A 15596-nucleotide genomic window follows, 5' to 3' on the forward strand; every position below is an offset into this window, starting at 1 on the left:
GGTCAGATACTCAGCAGGCTTTGCAGCAGGTCTTCGACCGCCTTTATGACGCGGGCATTCGCGGCATAGGCGCGTTCGATCACCAGCAGGGTTTGCATTTCGGCGTCGGTATCGACCCCGTCGGCCAGCTCGGCCGATTTGAGCGTATCGGCCTTGGCCAGGGCAAAGCTTTGGTCGGCCTCGCGGCTTTGGCGCGTCGACGAGATCCACGACAGAAACTCAGCCCCCAGCGCCGAGGCCGACCGTGCGACCCCGGTAAACTGTCCCGATGCCGGCACGCGGGTTTGCGCCAGCGCATCGGACATCGCCAACAGCAGGCCGTTGTTTCCCGCGGGACCGGGCGCGGCGGCACCCAGACCGTCGCGCAGCCGCCAGGGCGCCCCGCCCTGCGACGGATTAACCAGCGCATTCAACGACAGCCGCCCGGCGACGCCGATCTCATCTGCAGCCACGAACACCGCGCCGCCGTCGGTAAAGAGACCCGCATTGCCCGGCAGCAGGCTGGGGTCGATACCGCTGTTCTGGAACCGGTCGATCAGATCGCGGGCCAGGGCGTCCAGCTCGGCCTGCGCGGCAGGGGCCAGGTCATCGCGCTGTTCAAACAGCGCAGACAGGCTGCCCCCGGCAATCGGGGAATAGGCGCCGGTGGTGCCGATCGGCTGACCGTTGAGGTGCAGCCCCGACAGCGCGCCCGTGCCGATCGACATTTCCGGCACGATCATGGCGGTTTGCTGAAAGCTAAAGGTCGACGGGCGCCCGTCGATCAGGGCAGCCCCGGCCTGGGTGTAGATGGCGATCTGGCCGTGGTCGCGCTCGATCACGCGCAGGGGCAAAACCTGTGCGATGTCATCGACGATGGCCTGACGCTGATCCATCAGCGCGGCGGTATCCTGGCCCTGACCCTGATAGTTTCGGATCGAGGCGTTCAGGTCGGCGACCTTTGCCAGCCGGTCATTCAACAGATCAACCTGCGCGGCGATCTGGGCATCGGCCTCCATCCGGCTGGCCTGAATGTCGGTGGATATGGCGTTGAACTGCCCGGTCAGTGCGCCGGCCGTATCCACAAGGGTCATCAGGCGCGTGTCGGAATCGGGGCGCGCGGCGGCATCGGCGAGGGCGGCCTCGAACGCGGCCATGCGCCCGGAGAGCGACGCGCCTTCCTCTGGCAGGCCAATCGAGTCTTCGAGGCGGGTGTAAAACCCGGCATGCAGATCGGCCGCGGCGGCCGATGCATCGGCCAGGCGACGATCGGCCAGCACCACCTTATCGACCACGCGCGACACCCCGTCGACCATGACGCCGGTGCCGATCCCCGCCAGGCTGCGGGCAGAGAGGTCGAGCTCGCGCCGGGCGTAGCCCTCGGTCATGGCGTTGGCGACGTTGGACGACACCACCTCGGCCGCGCGCGAGGCCGCGATCAGGCCGGACAGGGCGTTGGACAGGGATCCCGAGATCGTCATGATGGGCCTCCGGGCCGGTCATCACCGTTTGATATTGGTGGTTTCCTGCAGCATTTCGTCGACGGTCTGGATGATCTTGGCGTTCGACGAATAGGCACGCTGTGTCTGGATCAGCTGGGTCAACTCGGCGGCGACGTCGGTCGCAGATTCCTCGAGCGCATAGCCGATCACGCTGCCTGTGGGGCCGTCGCCCGCATCCCAAAGGAAGAACGGCCCGCTATCCAGCGACACCTGATAGACCTGCCCGCTAAGCGTGGTCAGGCCATTGGGATTGGGCACGTCGACCAGCGGCACCTGGTAGATCGTATTGGTAAAGCCCGTGTCATAAATCGCGTGCACAAAGCCGTTTTCGTCGATCTCGACCGAGGTCAGATTGCCGACCGGAGAACCGTTTTTCGTGATCGAGGTCGGCGCAAAGCTGTCGGACAGTTGGGTCATGCCGAACGGATCGCCCAGCATGCCGATATCGACCTCAAGCGGGCCGCCGGCAACCGTCAGTTCGATCGTGCCCTCGACACTGTCATAGGTGCCGCCGGTCACGGCGGTGACGCTGGCCAGCGTTCCGCCGTTGGCGCGGCTGTCGTCGAAGGTCAGGGTATATTCGCCGACCACCGCCCCGCCCGAGGCGGAATCGGTGATGACCATCGTCCATTCATTGGACGACCCAGAGGCGGGCACGGTCGGCGTAAAGCTGACCGACAATGTTTCCGAGGTGCCGAGGTTGTCGAAATATTCGACCGACAGCTCGCGCGGGTCGCCGGGGGCGCCGGCCTCGGTTTCGGTGGCGGGCAGGTTGACGCCCAGGCTGATCTGGGTGGTGGGATCGCCGGCAAACTGGTTGCCGTCGATCTGTACCGGTTCCAGCCCGTCAGAGGTGTCGCGGGCAAAGGCGGCAACGGTGCCGTCGGCCTCGGTCGGCCAGCCCATCAGAACCTTGCCGGTGCTGGTGGTCAGATACCCGTCTTCGTCCGGGTAGAACGATCCGGTGGTCATCAGATACATCGGCGTCGGCCCGCCCGAATTCACCGCGCTGGCATCGGTGACGGGGATCATGCCAGAGCCCGACACGGCGATATCGGTCGAATTGCTGGTCGAGATCAGCGGACCGTTTTCCCCGATCATACGTGCGGTGCTGGTATGCACCCCGCCCGCCGAATAGCCGCTGGATCCACTGATGACCATGGAATGGAATTCGGTTTCCGACCGCTTGTATCCATAGGTAGACGAGTTCGCGATATTGTCGGAAATCGTCGCCAGTTGGGTTGCGTTGGCATTGAGGCCAGAAACCCCGGCATTGAGCGAGGATGAAATCGTCATGGTCAGCGCCTTTCTGCAGCTTCGACGGATATGTCCGCCAAGCGTTACGCAGGCCGGCTTAACGCGCGCCTAACAGATAAAATCTTATCTAGTTTCATCTCCCCGCCCGCAGCAGCACCAGCTCGACCCGGTTGTTGCGCACCGCCATCGGGTCGATCGTGACCAGATCATTGTCGCCAAAGCCGGTCACGCGCTGCACCCGGTCGGCAGGAAAGCCCGCCGCCTCGACCAGTTCGCGCATGGCGTGGGCGCGGCGAGTGGTCAGATCCCAGGCCGGGTCATCGGCCAGCACAACCGGATGCGCGCGCGAATAGGCGCCCACGGCCAGGCGGTTGTCGACCAGGGCAAAGACCTCGGCCACCAGACCGGCGATCATCCGGGTCATCTCGGTCGGCTCGGCCGTGCCTTCGAGGAACAGCGGGCTGCCGGGGTTGTCGTAAAGTTCGACAACCAGCCCCTCGTCGGTGACACGGGTCACGATGTGGCGCAGCGCGTTGTTGGCAGCCATGCTTTCGCCGCCCATGGCGCGCAGCATCTGATCGACCTGTTCCTGCAAGGCCGCGCTTTCGGCGGGGTCTGATTTCGTGTCGGACGCATCTACCCCGTTCTGCCCGCGCGACTGGCGCTGGCTGCTGGCGTGGCGATCGGTGCCGCCGCTGCCGGTCTGGGCCAGGATCTCCTCGGAGAAGATGCTTTCGCCGCCAAAGGCGCCCTCACCCCCGCCGGAAATGCGGTTCACGGGAATCGTCGGATTGAAATAATCCGCAATCCCCTTGCGCTGTTTTTCGGTTGTCGCGTTCAGCAGCCACATCAGCATGAAAAAGGCCATCATGGCGGTCACGAAGTCGGCATAGGCCACTTTCCATGCACCACCGTGGTGACCGTCACCGGCCACGACCTTTTTGCGCTTGATGATGACTGGCGCGTTTTGACCTGCGCCCATTTCACCACCTCATATTCACCCGCATTCAGACCTATCAAACGGCGGTGAAGAGGGGCTTAACCCCTAAAATCCTAGTGATTTTCCATGGCAGGCCTTGAAAACACCCCAAGATTGCTGTCACTGGCCCAAACACATCAGATCAGCGGATACCCAGATGAGCACCTATGCCCTGACCGTCAAATGCCCCACCACCCGCGGTATCGTCGCGGCGATCTCGGCCTTTCTGGCCGATCAGGGTTGCAACATCACCGACAGTGCGCAGTTCGACGACCAGGAAACCGGCAATTTCTTTATGCGGGTCAGCTTTCGCAGCGAGCTGGGCAAAACCATCGAGGATCTGAACGGCGCCTTTGGGGGTGTTGCGGCCAAGATGGGCATGGATTTCGCCTTTCACGACGAGGCGCAAAAAATGAAGGTCGCGATCATGGTGTCGCGCTTTGGCCATTGCCTGAACGATCTGCTCTATCGCTGGCGGATCGGGGCGCTGCCGATTGATATCGTCGGGGTGATCTCGAACCACCTGGAGTATCAAAAGGTCGTCGTGAACCACGACATCCCGTTCCACTACATCAAGGTCACCAAGGAAAACAAACCGCAGGCCGAGGCCCAGCAGATGGCGGTGATCGAGGATTCGGGCGCCGAGCTGATCGTGCTGGCGCGATATATGCAGGTGCTGTCGGACGAGATGTGCCAGAAATATTCGGGCCGCATCATCAACATCCACCACTCGTTCCTGCCCAGCTTCAAGGGCGCGAACCCGTATAAGCAGGCGTTCCAGCGCGGGGTGAAACTGATCGGGGCGACCTCGCATTACGTGACCGCCGATCTGGACGAAGGCCCGATTATCGAGCAGGACACCGTGCGCGTCACCCACGCCCAAAGCCCCGACGACTACGTCAGCCTGGGCCGTGATGTGGAAAGCCAGGTTCTGGCCCGCGCGATCCACGCGCATATCCATTACCGCGTGTTCCTGAACGGCAATAAAACCGTGGTCTTCCCGGCCAGCCCCGGGTCGTATGCGTCGGAACGGATGGGCTGATTACCGCAGCAGACCCAGCAAATAGGCGCCATAGCCGTTCTTGCCGAACATCGCCGCGCGCTCGCGCAGGGCGTCGGCATTGATCCAGCCATTGAGATAGGCGATTTCGTCGGGCGACCCGATCTGCATCCCCTGCCGGTCGGACAGGGTGCGCACGAAATTGCCCGCGTCCAACAGGCTGCCATGGGTGCCGGTATCGAGCCAGGCATAGCCGCGGCCCATCAGCTCGACCGACAGCGCGCCATCGGCCAGATAGCTTTCCAGCACCGAGGTGATCTCCAGCTCTCCGCGCGCCGAGGGTTTCACCTGAGCCGCCCGGTCAGGCGCTGTGCCGTCGAGGAAATAAAGACCCGTCACGGCATAGGGCGAGGGCGCCTTTTCGGGCTTTTCGATGATCGACCGCACCGCGCCGGTATCGTCGAAATCGACCACGCCGTAACGCTCGGGGTCGGCCACGCGATAGCCAAAGACGGTGCCGCCCTGCGCCGAGGCGCTGGCCATCAGCTGGGGCAGGCCGTGGCCGAAAAAGATGTTGTCGCCCAGCACCAGCGCCGAGGGCGCGCCGGCCAGAAAGTCGCGCGCCAGCAGATAGGCCTGCGCCAGACCATCGGGCGAGGGCTGCTCGATATAGGTGAATTCCAGCCCCCATTGCGCGCCGTCACCCAGCATCCGGCGGAACTGATCTTGATCTTGCGGGGTGGTGATGATCGCGATCTCGCGGATACCGGCCAGCATCAGCACAGACAGCGGGTAATAGATCATCGGCTTGTCATAGATCGGCAGCAGTTGCTTGCTGAGGCCCATGGTGATCGGATACAGCCGCGTGCCCGAGCCGCCCGCCAGGATGATACCTTTGCGCTGAGTCATTTGCCTTCTCCCAACTCGGCCAATACCGCGGCCAGACCGTCTTTCCACAATGGGGGTTTGACCCCGAATTCAGCCGCCAGTTTGGCGCAATCCAGCCGCGAGTTCAGCGGCCGTTTCGCCGGGGTCGGATAGTCAGACGACGGAATATCCGCCACCTCGACCGCCTTGCCCGCCTGCGCAAAAATCTCGCGCGAGAAATCGGCCCAGCTGACATGAGGCTGCCCGCCGTAATGATAGGTGCCGCCACCCTGCCCGGCCCGCATGGCCCGCGCCATGGTCAGCAGCGTCGCCGCGATATCCGCCGCCGGGGTCGGGCCGCCGATCTGGTCGGCCACCACGGTCAGCTTGTCGCGCGTTTCCGCCAGCCGCAGCATGGTTTTCACGAAATTCGCGCCATGGGCCGAAAACACCCAGGACGTGCGCAGGATCGCATGGTTGCCGCCCGCCGCGCGGACCAGCTTTTCGCCCTCCAGCTTGGTGCGGCCATAGGCGCCCAAGGGGCTGGGGTGATCGTCTTCGGCCCAGGGCTGATCGCCGCTGCCATCGAACACGTAATCGGTGGACACATGCAGAAACGGAATGCCCCGCGCCACGCAGGCCCGCGCCATCGCACCCGGCGCATCGGCATTGACCCGCATCGCGCGATCCATTTCGGCCTCGGCCTGATCGACAGCCGTCCATGCGGCGGCGTTGATCACCACATCGGGCGCGTGCTGCAAGATCGCATCGGCACAGCGGCCCGGGCGCTCCAGATCAGCCTCATCGCGGCCCAGCGCGATCACATCGGCCTGACGCTGCAACTCGGTGGCCACCTGGCCGGTTTTGCCAAAGACAAGAATCATGCCCGCGACCTCCGCAAGAACAGGGTAAGCGCCGCGCCCCAGATCATCAGTTCGGCCAGAAACGTCCAATGCAGGATGAAGGACAGCACCCAGTGGCTCTGGCTCGCGGGCACGGTGACCAGCGCATGCAGGCGGGTGTCAAAAGGCGCCCCCCACATGATGCCACCCCCTATGGAATCCAGCACCATGTGCAACCCGATCGCGGCGAAAAACACCAGCCCGGGCCAATGCCACCCGCGCCGGTAAAGCAGCGGCAGAACCAACGCCGCCACCCCGGCCCAGAACAGCGGGACATGCACCCAGTAACGGTGATGATGAATGGCACGGTGATCGACCAGGTAGAAAAAGATCATGTCAATATCCGGTAGCACCGCGCCCACCAGTGCGGCGGCTAGCACCGGCAGGGCCTGCACCGGCTGCGCACGATAAAGCAGATAGCCCGAGGGCAGATGGGCGGTCAGCATTCCCTAATCCTTTCCGGTACCCAACCGCTGGCCCACGCCATCACGGGTCTGCAACGGGCGCCACCAGTCCTCGTTTTCCAGATACCACGCGACCGTGCGTTCCAGCCCCTGATCCAGCGTGACCGAGGGGCGCCAGCCCAGCTCGGTTCGAATGCGGGTCGGGTCGATCGCATAGCGCAGGTCATGGCCGGGGCGGTCGGTGACGAAGGTGATCAGCCGGTCATGCGGCGCATCGCCGGGGCGCAGGCGATCAAGGATGGCGCAGATCTTGCGCACGATGTCGATATTGCGGGCCTCGTTCTCGCCGCCGATGTTATAGCTGCGGCCCAGCGCACCCTGTTCCAGCACCAGCAGCAGGGCGTCGGCGTGGTCCTCGACATACAGCCAATCACGCACATTCTCACCCGCGCCGTAAACCGGAATGGGCTTGCCCGCCAGCGCGTTCAGAATGACCACTGGGATCAGCTTTTCGGGGAAGTGATAGGGCCCGTAATTGTTCGAGCAATTGGTCAGCACCACCGGCAGGCCATAGGTTTCATGCCAGGCCCGCACCAGGTGATCGCTGGCAGCCTTGGAGGCCGAGTAGGGGCTGCGCGGATCATAGGCGGTGGTCTCGGTAAACTGCCCTCCGGCGCCCAAGGATCCGAATACCTCATCGGTCGAGATATGATGAAAACGGAACGTGTCGGGCCGGCCGCGGCCTTCCCAGTAGGCGCGGGCGGCCTGCAGCAGGTGATAGGTGCCGTTGACGTTGGTTTCGATGAAGGCGCCGGGGCCGTCGATCGACCGGTCGACATGGCTTTCGGCGGCCAGATGCATCACGGCGTCGGGCTGGTGCTGGTCGAACACGCGGGCCAGGAATTCAGGGTCGCGGATATCGCCATGCTCGAACGCATAGCCCGGGTCATCGGCCACCGAGGCCACGTTTTCCAGACAGGCCGCATAGGTCAGCGCATCGACGTTCACCACCTGATGGCCGCGCGCGATGGCCAGCCGCACCACGGCCGACCCGATGAACCCCGCCCCGCCTGTTACCAACAGCTTCATGCCGGCACCTCATAGGTAAAGGGGCTGTCGATTTGCGACAATAGCGGCGCGGCGGCGTCCTTGTCGGACAACAGCGCGCTGGCCGCATCAATGCCCCAGTCGATGCCCACATCGGGGTCGTCGAACCGGATCGCGCCCTCGGTTTCGGGGGCGTAGAAATCGGTACATTTATAGTTGATCTCGGTGTCAGGCGCGCGGGTGACAAAGCCATGGGCAAAGCCCGCCGGCACCCACAGCTGCTTACCGTTCTCCGCGCTTAGTTCAGCCCCGAACCATTGGCCGTAGGCGGGACTGCCCTTGCGGATATCGACCACCACGTCATACAGCGCGCCGCGCCCACAGCGCACCAGCTTGCCCTGCGCGTGGGGCGGTGCCTGGAAATGCATGCCGCGCACCGTGCCCACCGCAGCAGATAGCGAGTGATTGTCCTGAACAAAGTTCAGATCAAGCCCCACCGCCGCCATCCGCCGCGCGTTCCAGGTTTCGGCGAAATAGCCGCGCGCATCGCCAAACCGGCGCGGCGTCAGCAGCTTCACGCCGGGCAGCGGCGTTTCCTCGACCGTCAGCAACGGATCACTCATTACGCGCCCTCCAACAAAGCGGCTTCGAACAATTTCGCTGCGTCTTCCCAGGTGTAATCCTCGACGCTGCGACGGGCGGCGTCGGACATGGCCCGCCAGTCGGCATCGGGCGCGCGCAGCACGTCGATCATGCGCGCGGCAAGGGCCTCGGCATCGTCGATCGGCACGGAATAGCCGTTCTTTCCCTCACGCACGACATCGGGCACGCATCCGGCGCGGGTGCCCACGACCGGGGTGCGACAGGCCATGGCCTCGAGCACGGGCAGGCCGAAGCCCTCAGAGCGGCTGCCAAAGAGATAAAGATCAGAGCCCGCATAGATATCGACGATCTTTTGCTGCGGCGGGCGCAGGTGGAATTCAGCCCCCGGCGGCAGCGGCAGGTCGGGCTGCACGCCCTTGGCGCCAAAGGCCACAACATGCAGATCGGGGATCGACTGGCGCACGATGTCCAGCGCGCGCAGGCTGATATCGGTGCCTTTGAACGGGGTCGGCGCATACATCAGCGATACGGTGGGCCGCGCCTGTTTGCCGCGCGGCGGGGCGTTGAACATCGTTCCATCAACGCTGTTGGGCACCAACGCCGAATGCGCGTCGCCGTAGAGATCGCGCATCGTGTCGACCAGCCAGCTGGCAATGGTGATCTTTTTCAGCGGCAGAAAATAGCTGCCCGCGCGCAGGTGGTTGTTGGGGGCGCCGTGGGTTTCGTGATGCTGCACGAAATAGAACTTGCGGCCCTTTTCGGGCGGCATCAGCGCGACGGTATAGGCCGTTTCCCACCAGGTGGCGATCACCACGTCGGCATCGGGCACATCGGCGGCGGTGACGGGGCCATAGTGATCGACCACGCGGAAATCCGCGCGCATATGGTCATAATGCGACTGTGTCGGATGATCACGCAGACGGCGCCCACGCGACGCCGCGCGCAGCTTGGCCGGCAGGCGCGGCTGTTCGATCGAGGGCGCCACAACAGTGACCTCATGCCCAAGCGCCTGCAGCAGATCGGCATAGATCGCGATCACGCGCGCGCCGCCCGACAGGCTGGGCCGAGAGCTGACGAATGTGATCTTCATCGCGCGCCCCCAGACCTAGCCGTTCGAGGCCATCTTGCGGAAGGTCTCGTTGCCTTCGACCAGCTCGTCGAACGTGCCCTGCGACACGATGCGACCGCGTTCAAGCAGGATGATCTGGTCGCAGTTGCGCACGGTGCTCAGGCGGTGGGCGATCATGATGATGGTCTTTTGGTTGCGCACGTTCTGCACCGCCTCCATCACCTCGCGTTCGGTCAGGTTGTCCAGCGCCGAGGTCGCCTCGTCCATGATGATCAGCAGCGGATCGTGATACAGCGCGCGGGCGATGCCGATACGCTGACGCTGGCCGCCCGACAGGCGCACGCCGCGTTCCCCGACGATGGTGTCATAGCCCTGGGGCAGCTCGGAGGTGACGAAATCATGCAGCGCGGCGATGCGGCTTGCGCGTTCGACGGCCTCCATGTCGACCTTGTCGGCGGGCACGCCAAAGGCGATGTTCTGCGCCACGGTGCTGTCGGTCAGATAGATCGTCTGGGGCACGTAACCCAGGGTGCGGCGCCAGGAATGCATGTTCTCGCGCGTCAGGGGCTGGCCATCGACCACGATCTCGCCGCCCTGCGGGGTCAACAGGCCCAGCATCAGGTCGATCAGGGTTGTCTTGCCGGCACCGGTGCCGCCGACAACGCCAATGGTGCTGCGGGCGGGGATGATCAGGTTGATGCCTTCGACCGCAGCGCGGGCATTGTCGCCATAGCTAAAGCTAAGGTCGCGCAGCTCCAGCTTGTCTTTCAGGGGCAGCTTATTGCCAGTGCGATCGACGACGGGGTGTTCCTTGGCCTGTTCCATCGCGTCGGTGTAATCGTCATAGATATGATCCAGCACCGGGGCGCCGTTGCGGATGGTCGAGACGCTGGCATAGACCTGTTGCAGCGTCGGCAGCAGGCGCATCACGGCAAAGGCAAAGATACCCAGCGTGGGGATGGTCGCGGCAATATCGCCGCCATTGCGCAGCAGCATGGTCATGACGATGCCCAGCAGAATGGCAAATGTCAGCGCCTCAAGCGCGATGCGGGGCAGCTGTGAATAGACCTGCGACAGGGCCGCATTTCGCGCCACCAGCCGAGCGGGCTCGCGGAAACGGCGGACATAGCTTTCCTCAAGCCCCAGGAGTTTCACCTCTTTCACGCCGCCCGTGGCCTCTTGCATCAGCTGGAACCGTTGCTTGTTGGCATGCAGGCTTTCCTTGCCCAGCCGCTCCAGCCGCTTGCGCAGCCACAGATAGATCAGCGCATAGCTGCCCCCCAGCGAGGCCGCGGCGAAAACCGCCACCAGCGGGTCAAGCACCACCAGAAAGACGATGATCGCGGCCGCCATCATCAGGCTGCCAACCAGCCGCACCAGCGGGATGATAATGCGGGCGACAAGGCCCTGAACCTCGCCCAGAATGCTTTTGTTCACCTCGGCGCTGTTGCGTTCGAGGAACCATTCATAGGGTTGGTGCAGATAGGCCTGCAAAAGACGGCTCGACAGGGTGTAACCGCGCATGGTCGAGTAGCGGATGATCGCGTAGTTGCCCAGCGCGCGAAAGGTCAGGCTGATGAACACCACCAGCAGCGTCAGAACCGCAAGGAACACCTGAAACGCGAAATCGCTGTTGAAGGTGAATGTCTCGTGCAGCCAATGCAGCATGCGGTTGGTTTCGATGATCTCGGGTTTCGACAGCACGCGCAGCAGCAGCAGCAATGTGGAAAGGCCGAAAATCTCAGAGAAGGTGACAATGACCATCACCCCCATGACGACGTAGAACATTCGCCGTTCACGGGCGTCAAGCAACGCAAAAACTTTGCGGAACACATCTCTCATACAAATTTGCCCGTCATTATTGGCCTGCCTCGCAGACGGAATACAGTGGCAGAAAGCCCCGCATGGGGCGGTTTTGTGGCCCCTTCATGATACTTGGCCGGGGCAAGTTCCAGCAAATTCCCCGACTCGCGGCCCATTCAGCGCCCCAGTGTAGGGATTTTGCTGCATTCTGCACGGGTTGCGCGCGGAATGGGGCGGTGAAAATGCTGGAACTGGGCGGCCGGTTCGTGCAAGCCTCGGGCCAAAGGCGGCAAGGGCCGGATGACAGGATGACACAGCAAAACGCGGACGAACAGATTTCGGCCACCGACCCCGACTGGAGCCGCGAGGCCCCGCGCGGGTTCTGGGATCCGTCACGCAAGCTGCTGCGCAGCATCCGCCGCTATCAGGCCGCGCGCGCTCGCGGGGCGCGGATGGCCTGTCGGTGGTGGGTGCTGAACCATCGATTCTGGTCTGTGATCACACAGGCCGACATTCCGCTTAGCTGCAAGATCGCCGGCGGGCTGAAGATCCCGCATCCCAATGGCATCGTCATTCATCCGGCATCGGAAATCGGGCCGAACTGCCTGATCCTGCAACAGGTCACGCTGGGCACCACGGCCAGCGCGGATGGCGCGCCGCGCCTGATGGGGCGGGTCGATATCGGCGCGGGTGCCAAGGTTCTGGGCGCGATCACCATCGGCAACAACAGCCTGATCGGCGCCAATGCGGTTGTCACCCGCGACGTGCCCGCCCATTCGGTGGCCGTCGGCATCCCGGCCCGCGCCCGGCCGCGCGATCCTGCCGAAACCCGCGCATGACGCGGTTGTGCTGTGGCTCGATTCAGGGAATCGGGTAACAATGCGGGCATGAAACGGCTGTCTTTGCGATCGACCCTGCATGCGATCTGTCTGTGTTGTCTGGGCCTGATGCCCGGTGCCGCGCAGGCCGAACCCGGCGTGCTGACCGAAGATCAACTGCTGGCCGTGCCGCCGCTGGGCTGGCTGGCCTCACGCTTTGACATGCCCGCCCCCAACCCGGCGCTGCCGCTGGTCAGCGTCACCGATGCCTCGCCCGAGGCGGCGATCCTGCGCCAGCTCGAGGCCGCCGGACGTGCCGCGGGCTATGCCGGGGTGATCTATGACAACCGCGACCGAGGCCATTCTCTGCCCGACCCGGAATCGATGCCCGCCCTGCCGGTGCTGACCTATGGCACGACGCTGATCAAGAAGGGCGCCGATTTCGGGCTGGGGGGCGAGATCATCCTGCCGGGCATCGTGCTGGGCAATTCCTCGACCGCGATCACCAGGGGCAACGCGCGCAGCCAGCCCCGGCTGGCCATGACCACGCCGGGCTGGGCGCAGCGGTCGTTCATGACCTATGTGAACAACCACCTCTACATCTATCCCGAACACAAGGACCACGACGCCGAGGACCACTTTCCTGCGAACTGGCCCTATATGGTGATCATTCAGGGTTCGTCCCATTCTGACCGGCCGTTCCTGCGCGCGCTTGGGCTGACACTGGCGGCACTGCCGCCTGAAACCCAGGCCTTTCTGCGCGAAAAGGGGCTGGTGGCGCCGACCTTGCAGATGATCCTGCGGCGCAGCCAAAAGGGCATCTACACACGCGACTCGTATATGACCGGCAAGGCGCATCCGGTGGTGTTCGACAAGAAACAGCTGGTGCCCGAGCGGATGGTCTCGCTGGCCTCGGCGTTGATGCCCGACAGCGTGCCGCCGATGGTGCGGATCGCGGTGCAGGAGGAAAGCTTTGCCGATAATGCCGATTTCGCCGGTCTGTCCGAGCGGCTGCATGACACGCCGTCCTCCATTGCGCGGGTCTGGCGGTCCGAGGCCTATACCCAGACGCTGACCGTTTCGGCCGAGCAGACGACCGACCCGAACGGCCGACCGCTAAGCTTTACATGGGCGGTGCTGTCGGGCGATCTGGCGCGGGTGAGGGTCATCCCGCTTGACCCCTCGGGCACACGCGCCCGCATCGAGATCGACTGGCACGACAAGCGCCCGCAGAATGTCGGATCGCAACGCCTGACCAGCCGGGTCGATATCGGGGTATTTGCTTGGAACGGCGTTCACGACAGCGCGCCGGGGCTGATTTCGATCGCTTTTCCGACGCATCAGCTGCGCAGCTATGCCCCAGGCCCTCAAGGCGGCGCGCCGCGTCTGGCGGCCATCGGCTATGACGCCGACGCGGCCAATGTCTATTACGACCCGCTGCTGTTCTGGTCGGCGCCCTGGGCCGACAAGCTGATCTATGACGAATCCGGCACCCTGATCGGGCGGGACCGTGTGCGCGCGGACGAGACGTTGCACATGGACGCGCCTGGACGCCAGGTGGACGGAAACCCCGTGCGGTATCAGATGGACATCCCGAAAAAGAGCCGCCAAAGATACCTTGAAATGATCGTCGACAAGTAAGACTGCGCCCCTTTACCCTGTTTCATTTGCCTACGCAGAGAGCTGATTTCAGATGCCCCAGATCCAACCGGTTATTCCGCCCCGCGCCAAGACCGACTGGCCCAACCCCAACATTCCGCCGCTGCTGCACCAGACTTTCAAGAGCAACGAGCTACCCGAAAGAATGCATGAAGCAGCGATGAGCTGGGTGGAAAAAAATCCGGGCTTCACCTACCACTTTCATGACGATGACGCGCAGATTTCTCTGATCCGCGATAATTTCGATCCCGAAGTTCTCGCGGCCTACCACAAGATCAAGAGCGGCGCCTTTCGGGCGGATTTCTGGCGCTATTGCCAGCTGTGGACAACCGGCGGCGTTTATGCGGATATCGACACGGTCTGCCAAGTTAACCTGGAACAAATCATCCGGCCCGACGATCAGTTCGTCGTACCCCTGGCCGGGTTTTCGCCGACGGCCCTATTCAACGCTTTCATTTGCAGCGCTCCCAAGCATCCGTTCCTCGAACGTGCCATTCACCAAGCGACTGAAACCATACATCGCAACCCGAATTTCGATGGCTACGGCACCGTCGGTCCGGGTGGCTTGGGGGCAGCGGTGAACCATCTGCTTGGACGCGACAAATCCACACCGTTTCCCATAGGAACGCACGAATTTGCCGACAGCACGTTCCGTGTCATCACAAGACAGAACGGCCAAGACAATCTGCCCGGTCATGTACGGGATGGCGAGAACATCGTGTTCTATATCCAGTACGACGGCTATCTCGATGATCTAGCCCAAATTGGTGTCGAACACTGGCTGCACGGCAAGCGTCTGGGCCTTCGCGCAAAGCTGCGAAGACTCGTCCGCCGAATTCATAAATAGCCGTAATCTCGACCGTAATCCTCGTGGCTGCTCAGATAGCGGCACTTGTTCAGCATCACGCCCAGAACATTGGTGCGCGCCGACAGGTCTTGTTCGCACTTGTCCAGTTCGTGGATGGTCGACCGTTCGGCCTCGGCGATCAGCAGCGCGCAATCGACCTGGTCGATAAAGGCAATCGTGTCGTCATTGGCCAACAGCGGCGCCGTATCAAAGATCATGATGTCGGGGCGGTATTTCTTTTCCAGCTCGTCCAGAACCTCGGCCGCGGTGACCCCTTGCAACAGCTCGGCGGGGTGGCGCTCGGCGTTCTGGTTGGCGGCAAAGATCAGGTTGCTGCCATAGCGGCGCAGGTGTTTCTCGGGCTCGTCCTCGCCCAGCAGGGCACGCGAAAACTGGCAGTCATCCTTAAGGCCCAGCGCCTTGGCCAGAGCCGGGCGGCGCATGTCCAGTTCGACCAGCATCACGAACATGTCGGTCTGACGGGCGATGGAAAAGGCCACGTTGGCGCAGGTCATGGTCTTGCCCGACCCGCTGGTCGGCGAGGTAATCGCCACACGCGACCATTTGTTCGCCCGCATCTGGTGCAACAGCTTGGTGCGGATCATGTCATAGGGCACGGCATCGGGGCCGGGCTCGAATGCCAGGATACGGTGGCTGCGCAGCACGGTTTCGCGCGGCTCGAACAGGGTGACATCCTTCCAGATATCCTTGCGCCCGTCGGGCTGGCGCGCGGCGGCGCGCGACATGGGCGTGTCGACCTGGGCCGGCTCGGCCTTGGACGTCACGCGCGGATGAGAGTTCGCGGCGCGCGATTTGCGGGCTTTCTCGATGGCGGACTGGATACGTTCCATGTGTCAAAA

At 63.3% G+C, this 15596-nt stretch carries 15 protein-coding genes; 4 read left to right on the top strand and 11 right to left on the bottom strand.

The genetic code is table 11. The annotated features are described in order from the left end of the window. Positions 1-2: 2 nt before the first annotated feature. The 3 genes from flgK to OE856_RS07290 all read right to left on the bottom strand — a co-directional run bounded on the left by flgK (position 3) and on the right by OE856_RS07290 (position 3720). Positions 3-1460 carry a flagellar hook-associated protein FlgK gene (gene flgK, locus OE856_RS07280; RefSeq protein WP_263715413.1) on the bottom strand — a complete coding sequence of 486 codons (1458 nt, stop codon included), beginning with the start codon at positions 1458-1460 and terminating at the stop codon, positions 3-5. Positions 1461-1481: 21 nt separating this feature from the next. Continuing rightward, the gene (locus tag OE856_RS07285; RefSeq protein ID WP_263715414.1) at positions 1482-2777 is read right to left on the bottom strand and encodes a flagellar hook protein FlgE; all 1296 of its coding nucleotides are present in this window, start codon (positions 2775-2777) and stop codon (positions 1482-1484) included. A 94-nt stretch (positions 2778-2871) separates the two neighbouring features. Then, positions 2872-3720, bottom strand: coding sequence for a flagellar motor protein MotB (locus OE856_RS07290; protein WP_263715415.1), 849 nt, complete (start codon positions 3718-3720; stop codon positions 2872-2874). 154 nt (positions 3721-3874) lie between these two features. Here OE856_RS07290 and purU point away from each other — a divergent pair, with 154 nt between their 5' ends. Beyond that, entirely contained in the window at positions 3875-4759 is an 885-nt protein-coding gene (gene purU, locus OE856_RS07295; RefSeq protein WP_263715416.1) for a formyltetrahydrofolate deformylase, read from the top strand. On the opposite strand, the gene rfbA is transcribed toward purU, so the two are convergent. From rfbA to OE856_RS07330, 7 genes are read right to left on the bottom strand one after another with little or no spacing between them, the layout of a single operon-like run. Next, positions 4760-5626 (bottom strand): glucose-1-phosphate thymidylyltransferase RfbA, encoded by an 867-nt coding sequence (rfbA, locus tag OE856_RS07300; protein WP_263715417.1) that lies wholly within the window; start codon positions 5624-5626, stop codon positions 4760-4762. After that, entirely contained in the window at positions 5623-6468 is an 846-nt protein-coding gene (gene rfbD / locus OE856_RS07305; protein WP_263715418.1) for a dTDP-4-dehydrorhamnose reductase, read from the bottom strand. Before rfbD ends, rfbA begins: the two co-directional genes overlap by 4 nt. Beyond that, complete coding sequence (locus tag OE856_RS07310; RefSeq protein WP_263715419.1) at positions 6465-6932, bottom strand: metal-dependent hydrolase; 468 nt, start codon at positions 6930-6932, stop codon at positions 6465-6467. The genes rfbD and OE856_RS07310 overlap by 4 nt, the downstream gene beginning before the upstream one ends. Positions 6933-6935: 3 nt before the next feature. Continuing rightward, positions 6936-7979, bottom strand: a complete 1044-nt coding sequence (gene rfbB, locus OE856_RS07315; RefSeq protein ID WP_263715420.1) for a dTDP-glucose 4,6-dehydratase — start codon at positions 7977-7979, stop codon at positions 6936-6938. Further along, positions 7976-8560, bottom strand: a complete 585-nt coding sequence (rfbC, locus tag OE856_RS07320; protein ID WP_263715421.1) for a dTDP-4-dehydrorhamnose 3,5-epimerase — start codon at positions 8558-8560, stop codon at positions 7976-7978. Before rfbC ends, rfbB begins: the two co-directional genes overlap by 4 nt. Further along, positions 8560-9630 (bottom strand): glycosyltransferase family 4 protein, encoded by a 1071-nt coding sequence (locus OE856_RS07325; RefSeq protein ID WP_263715422.1) that lies wholly within the window; start codon positions 9628-9630, stop codon positions 8560-8562. Before OE856_RS07325 ends, rfbC begins: the two co-directional genes overlap by 1 nt. A 15-nt stretch (positions 9631-9645) precedes the next feature. Beyond that, positions 9646-11397, bottom strand: coding sequence for an ABC transporter ATP-binding protein (locus tag OE856_RS07330; protein ID WP_263715423.1), 1752 nt, complete (start codon positions 11395-11397; stop codon positions 9646-9648). Positions 11398-11720: 323 nt separating this feature from the next. Here OE856_RS07330 and OE856_RS07335 point away from each other — a divergent pair, with 323 nt between their 5' ends. Genes OE856_RS07335 through OE856_RS07345 form a run of 3 tightly spaced genes read left to right on the top strand, consistent with a single transcriptional unit; the run spans position 11721 to position 14736 of the window. After that, a complete protein-coding gene (locus OE856_RS07335; RefSeq protein WP_263715424.1) occupies positions 11721-12251 on the top strand; it encodes a serine acetyltransferase in 531 nt (176 codons plus the stop codon). Positions 12252-12299: 48 nt separating this feature from the next. Then, complete coding sequence (locus tag OE856_RS07340; protein ID WP_263715426.1) at positions 12300-13871, top strand: hypothetical protein; 1572 nt, start codon at positions 12300-12302, stop codon at positions 13869-13871. A 52-nt stretch (positions 13872-13923) separates the two neighbouring features. Beyond that, positions 13924-14736 carry a glycosyltransferase family 32 protein gene (locus OE856_RS07345; protein WP_263715427.1) on the top strand — a complete coding sequence of 271 codons (813 nt, stop codon included), beginning with the start codon at positions 13924-13926 and terminating at the stop codon, positions 14734-14736. On the opposite strand, the gene OE856_RS07350 is transcribed toward OE856_RS07345, so the two are convergent. After that, positions 14727-15587, bottom strand: coding sequence for a CpsD/CapB family tyrosine-protein kinase (locus OE856_RS07350; RefSeq protein ID WP_263715428.1), 861 nt, complete (start codon positions 15585-15587; stop codon positions 14727-14729). The two genes, OE856_RS07345 and OE856_RS07350, sit on opposite strands and share 10 nt — an antisense overlap. Between the last annotated feature and the right edge of the window lie 9 nt (positions 15588-15596).

The sequence above is a fragment of the Actibacterium sp. XHP0104 genome, from assembly GCF_025751515.1.
Taxonomy (GTDB): domain Bacteria; phylum Pseudomonadota; class Alphaproteobacteria; order Rhodobacterales; family Rhodobacteraceae; genus Actibacterium_D.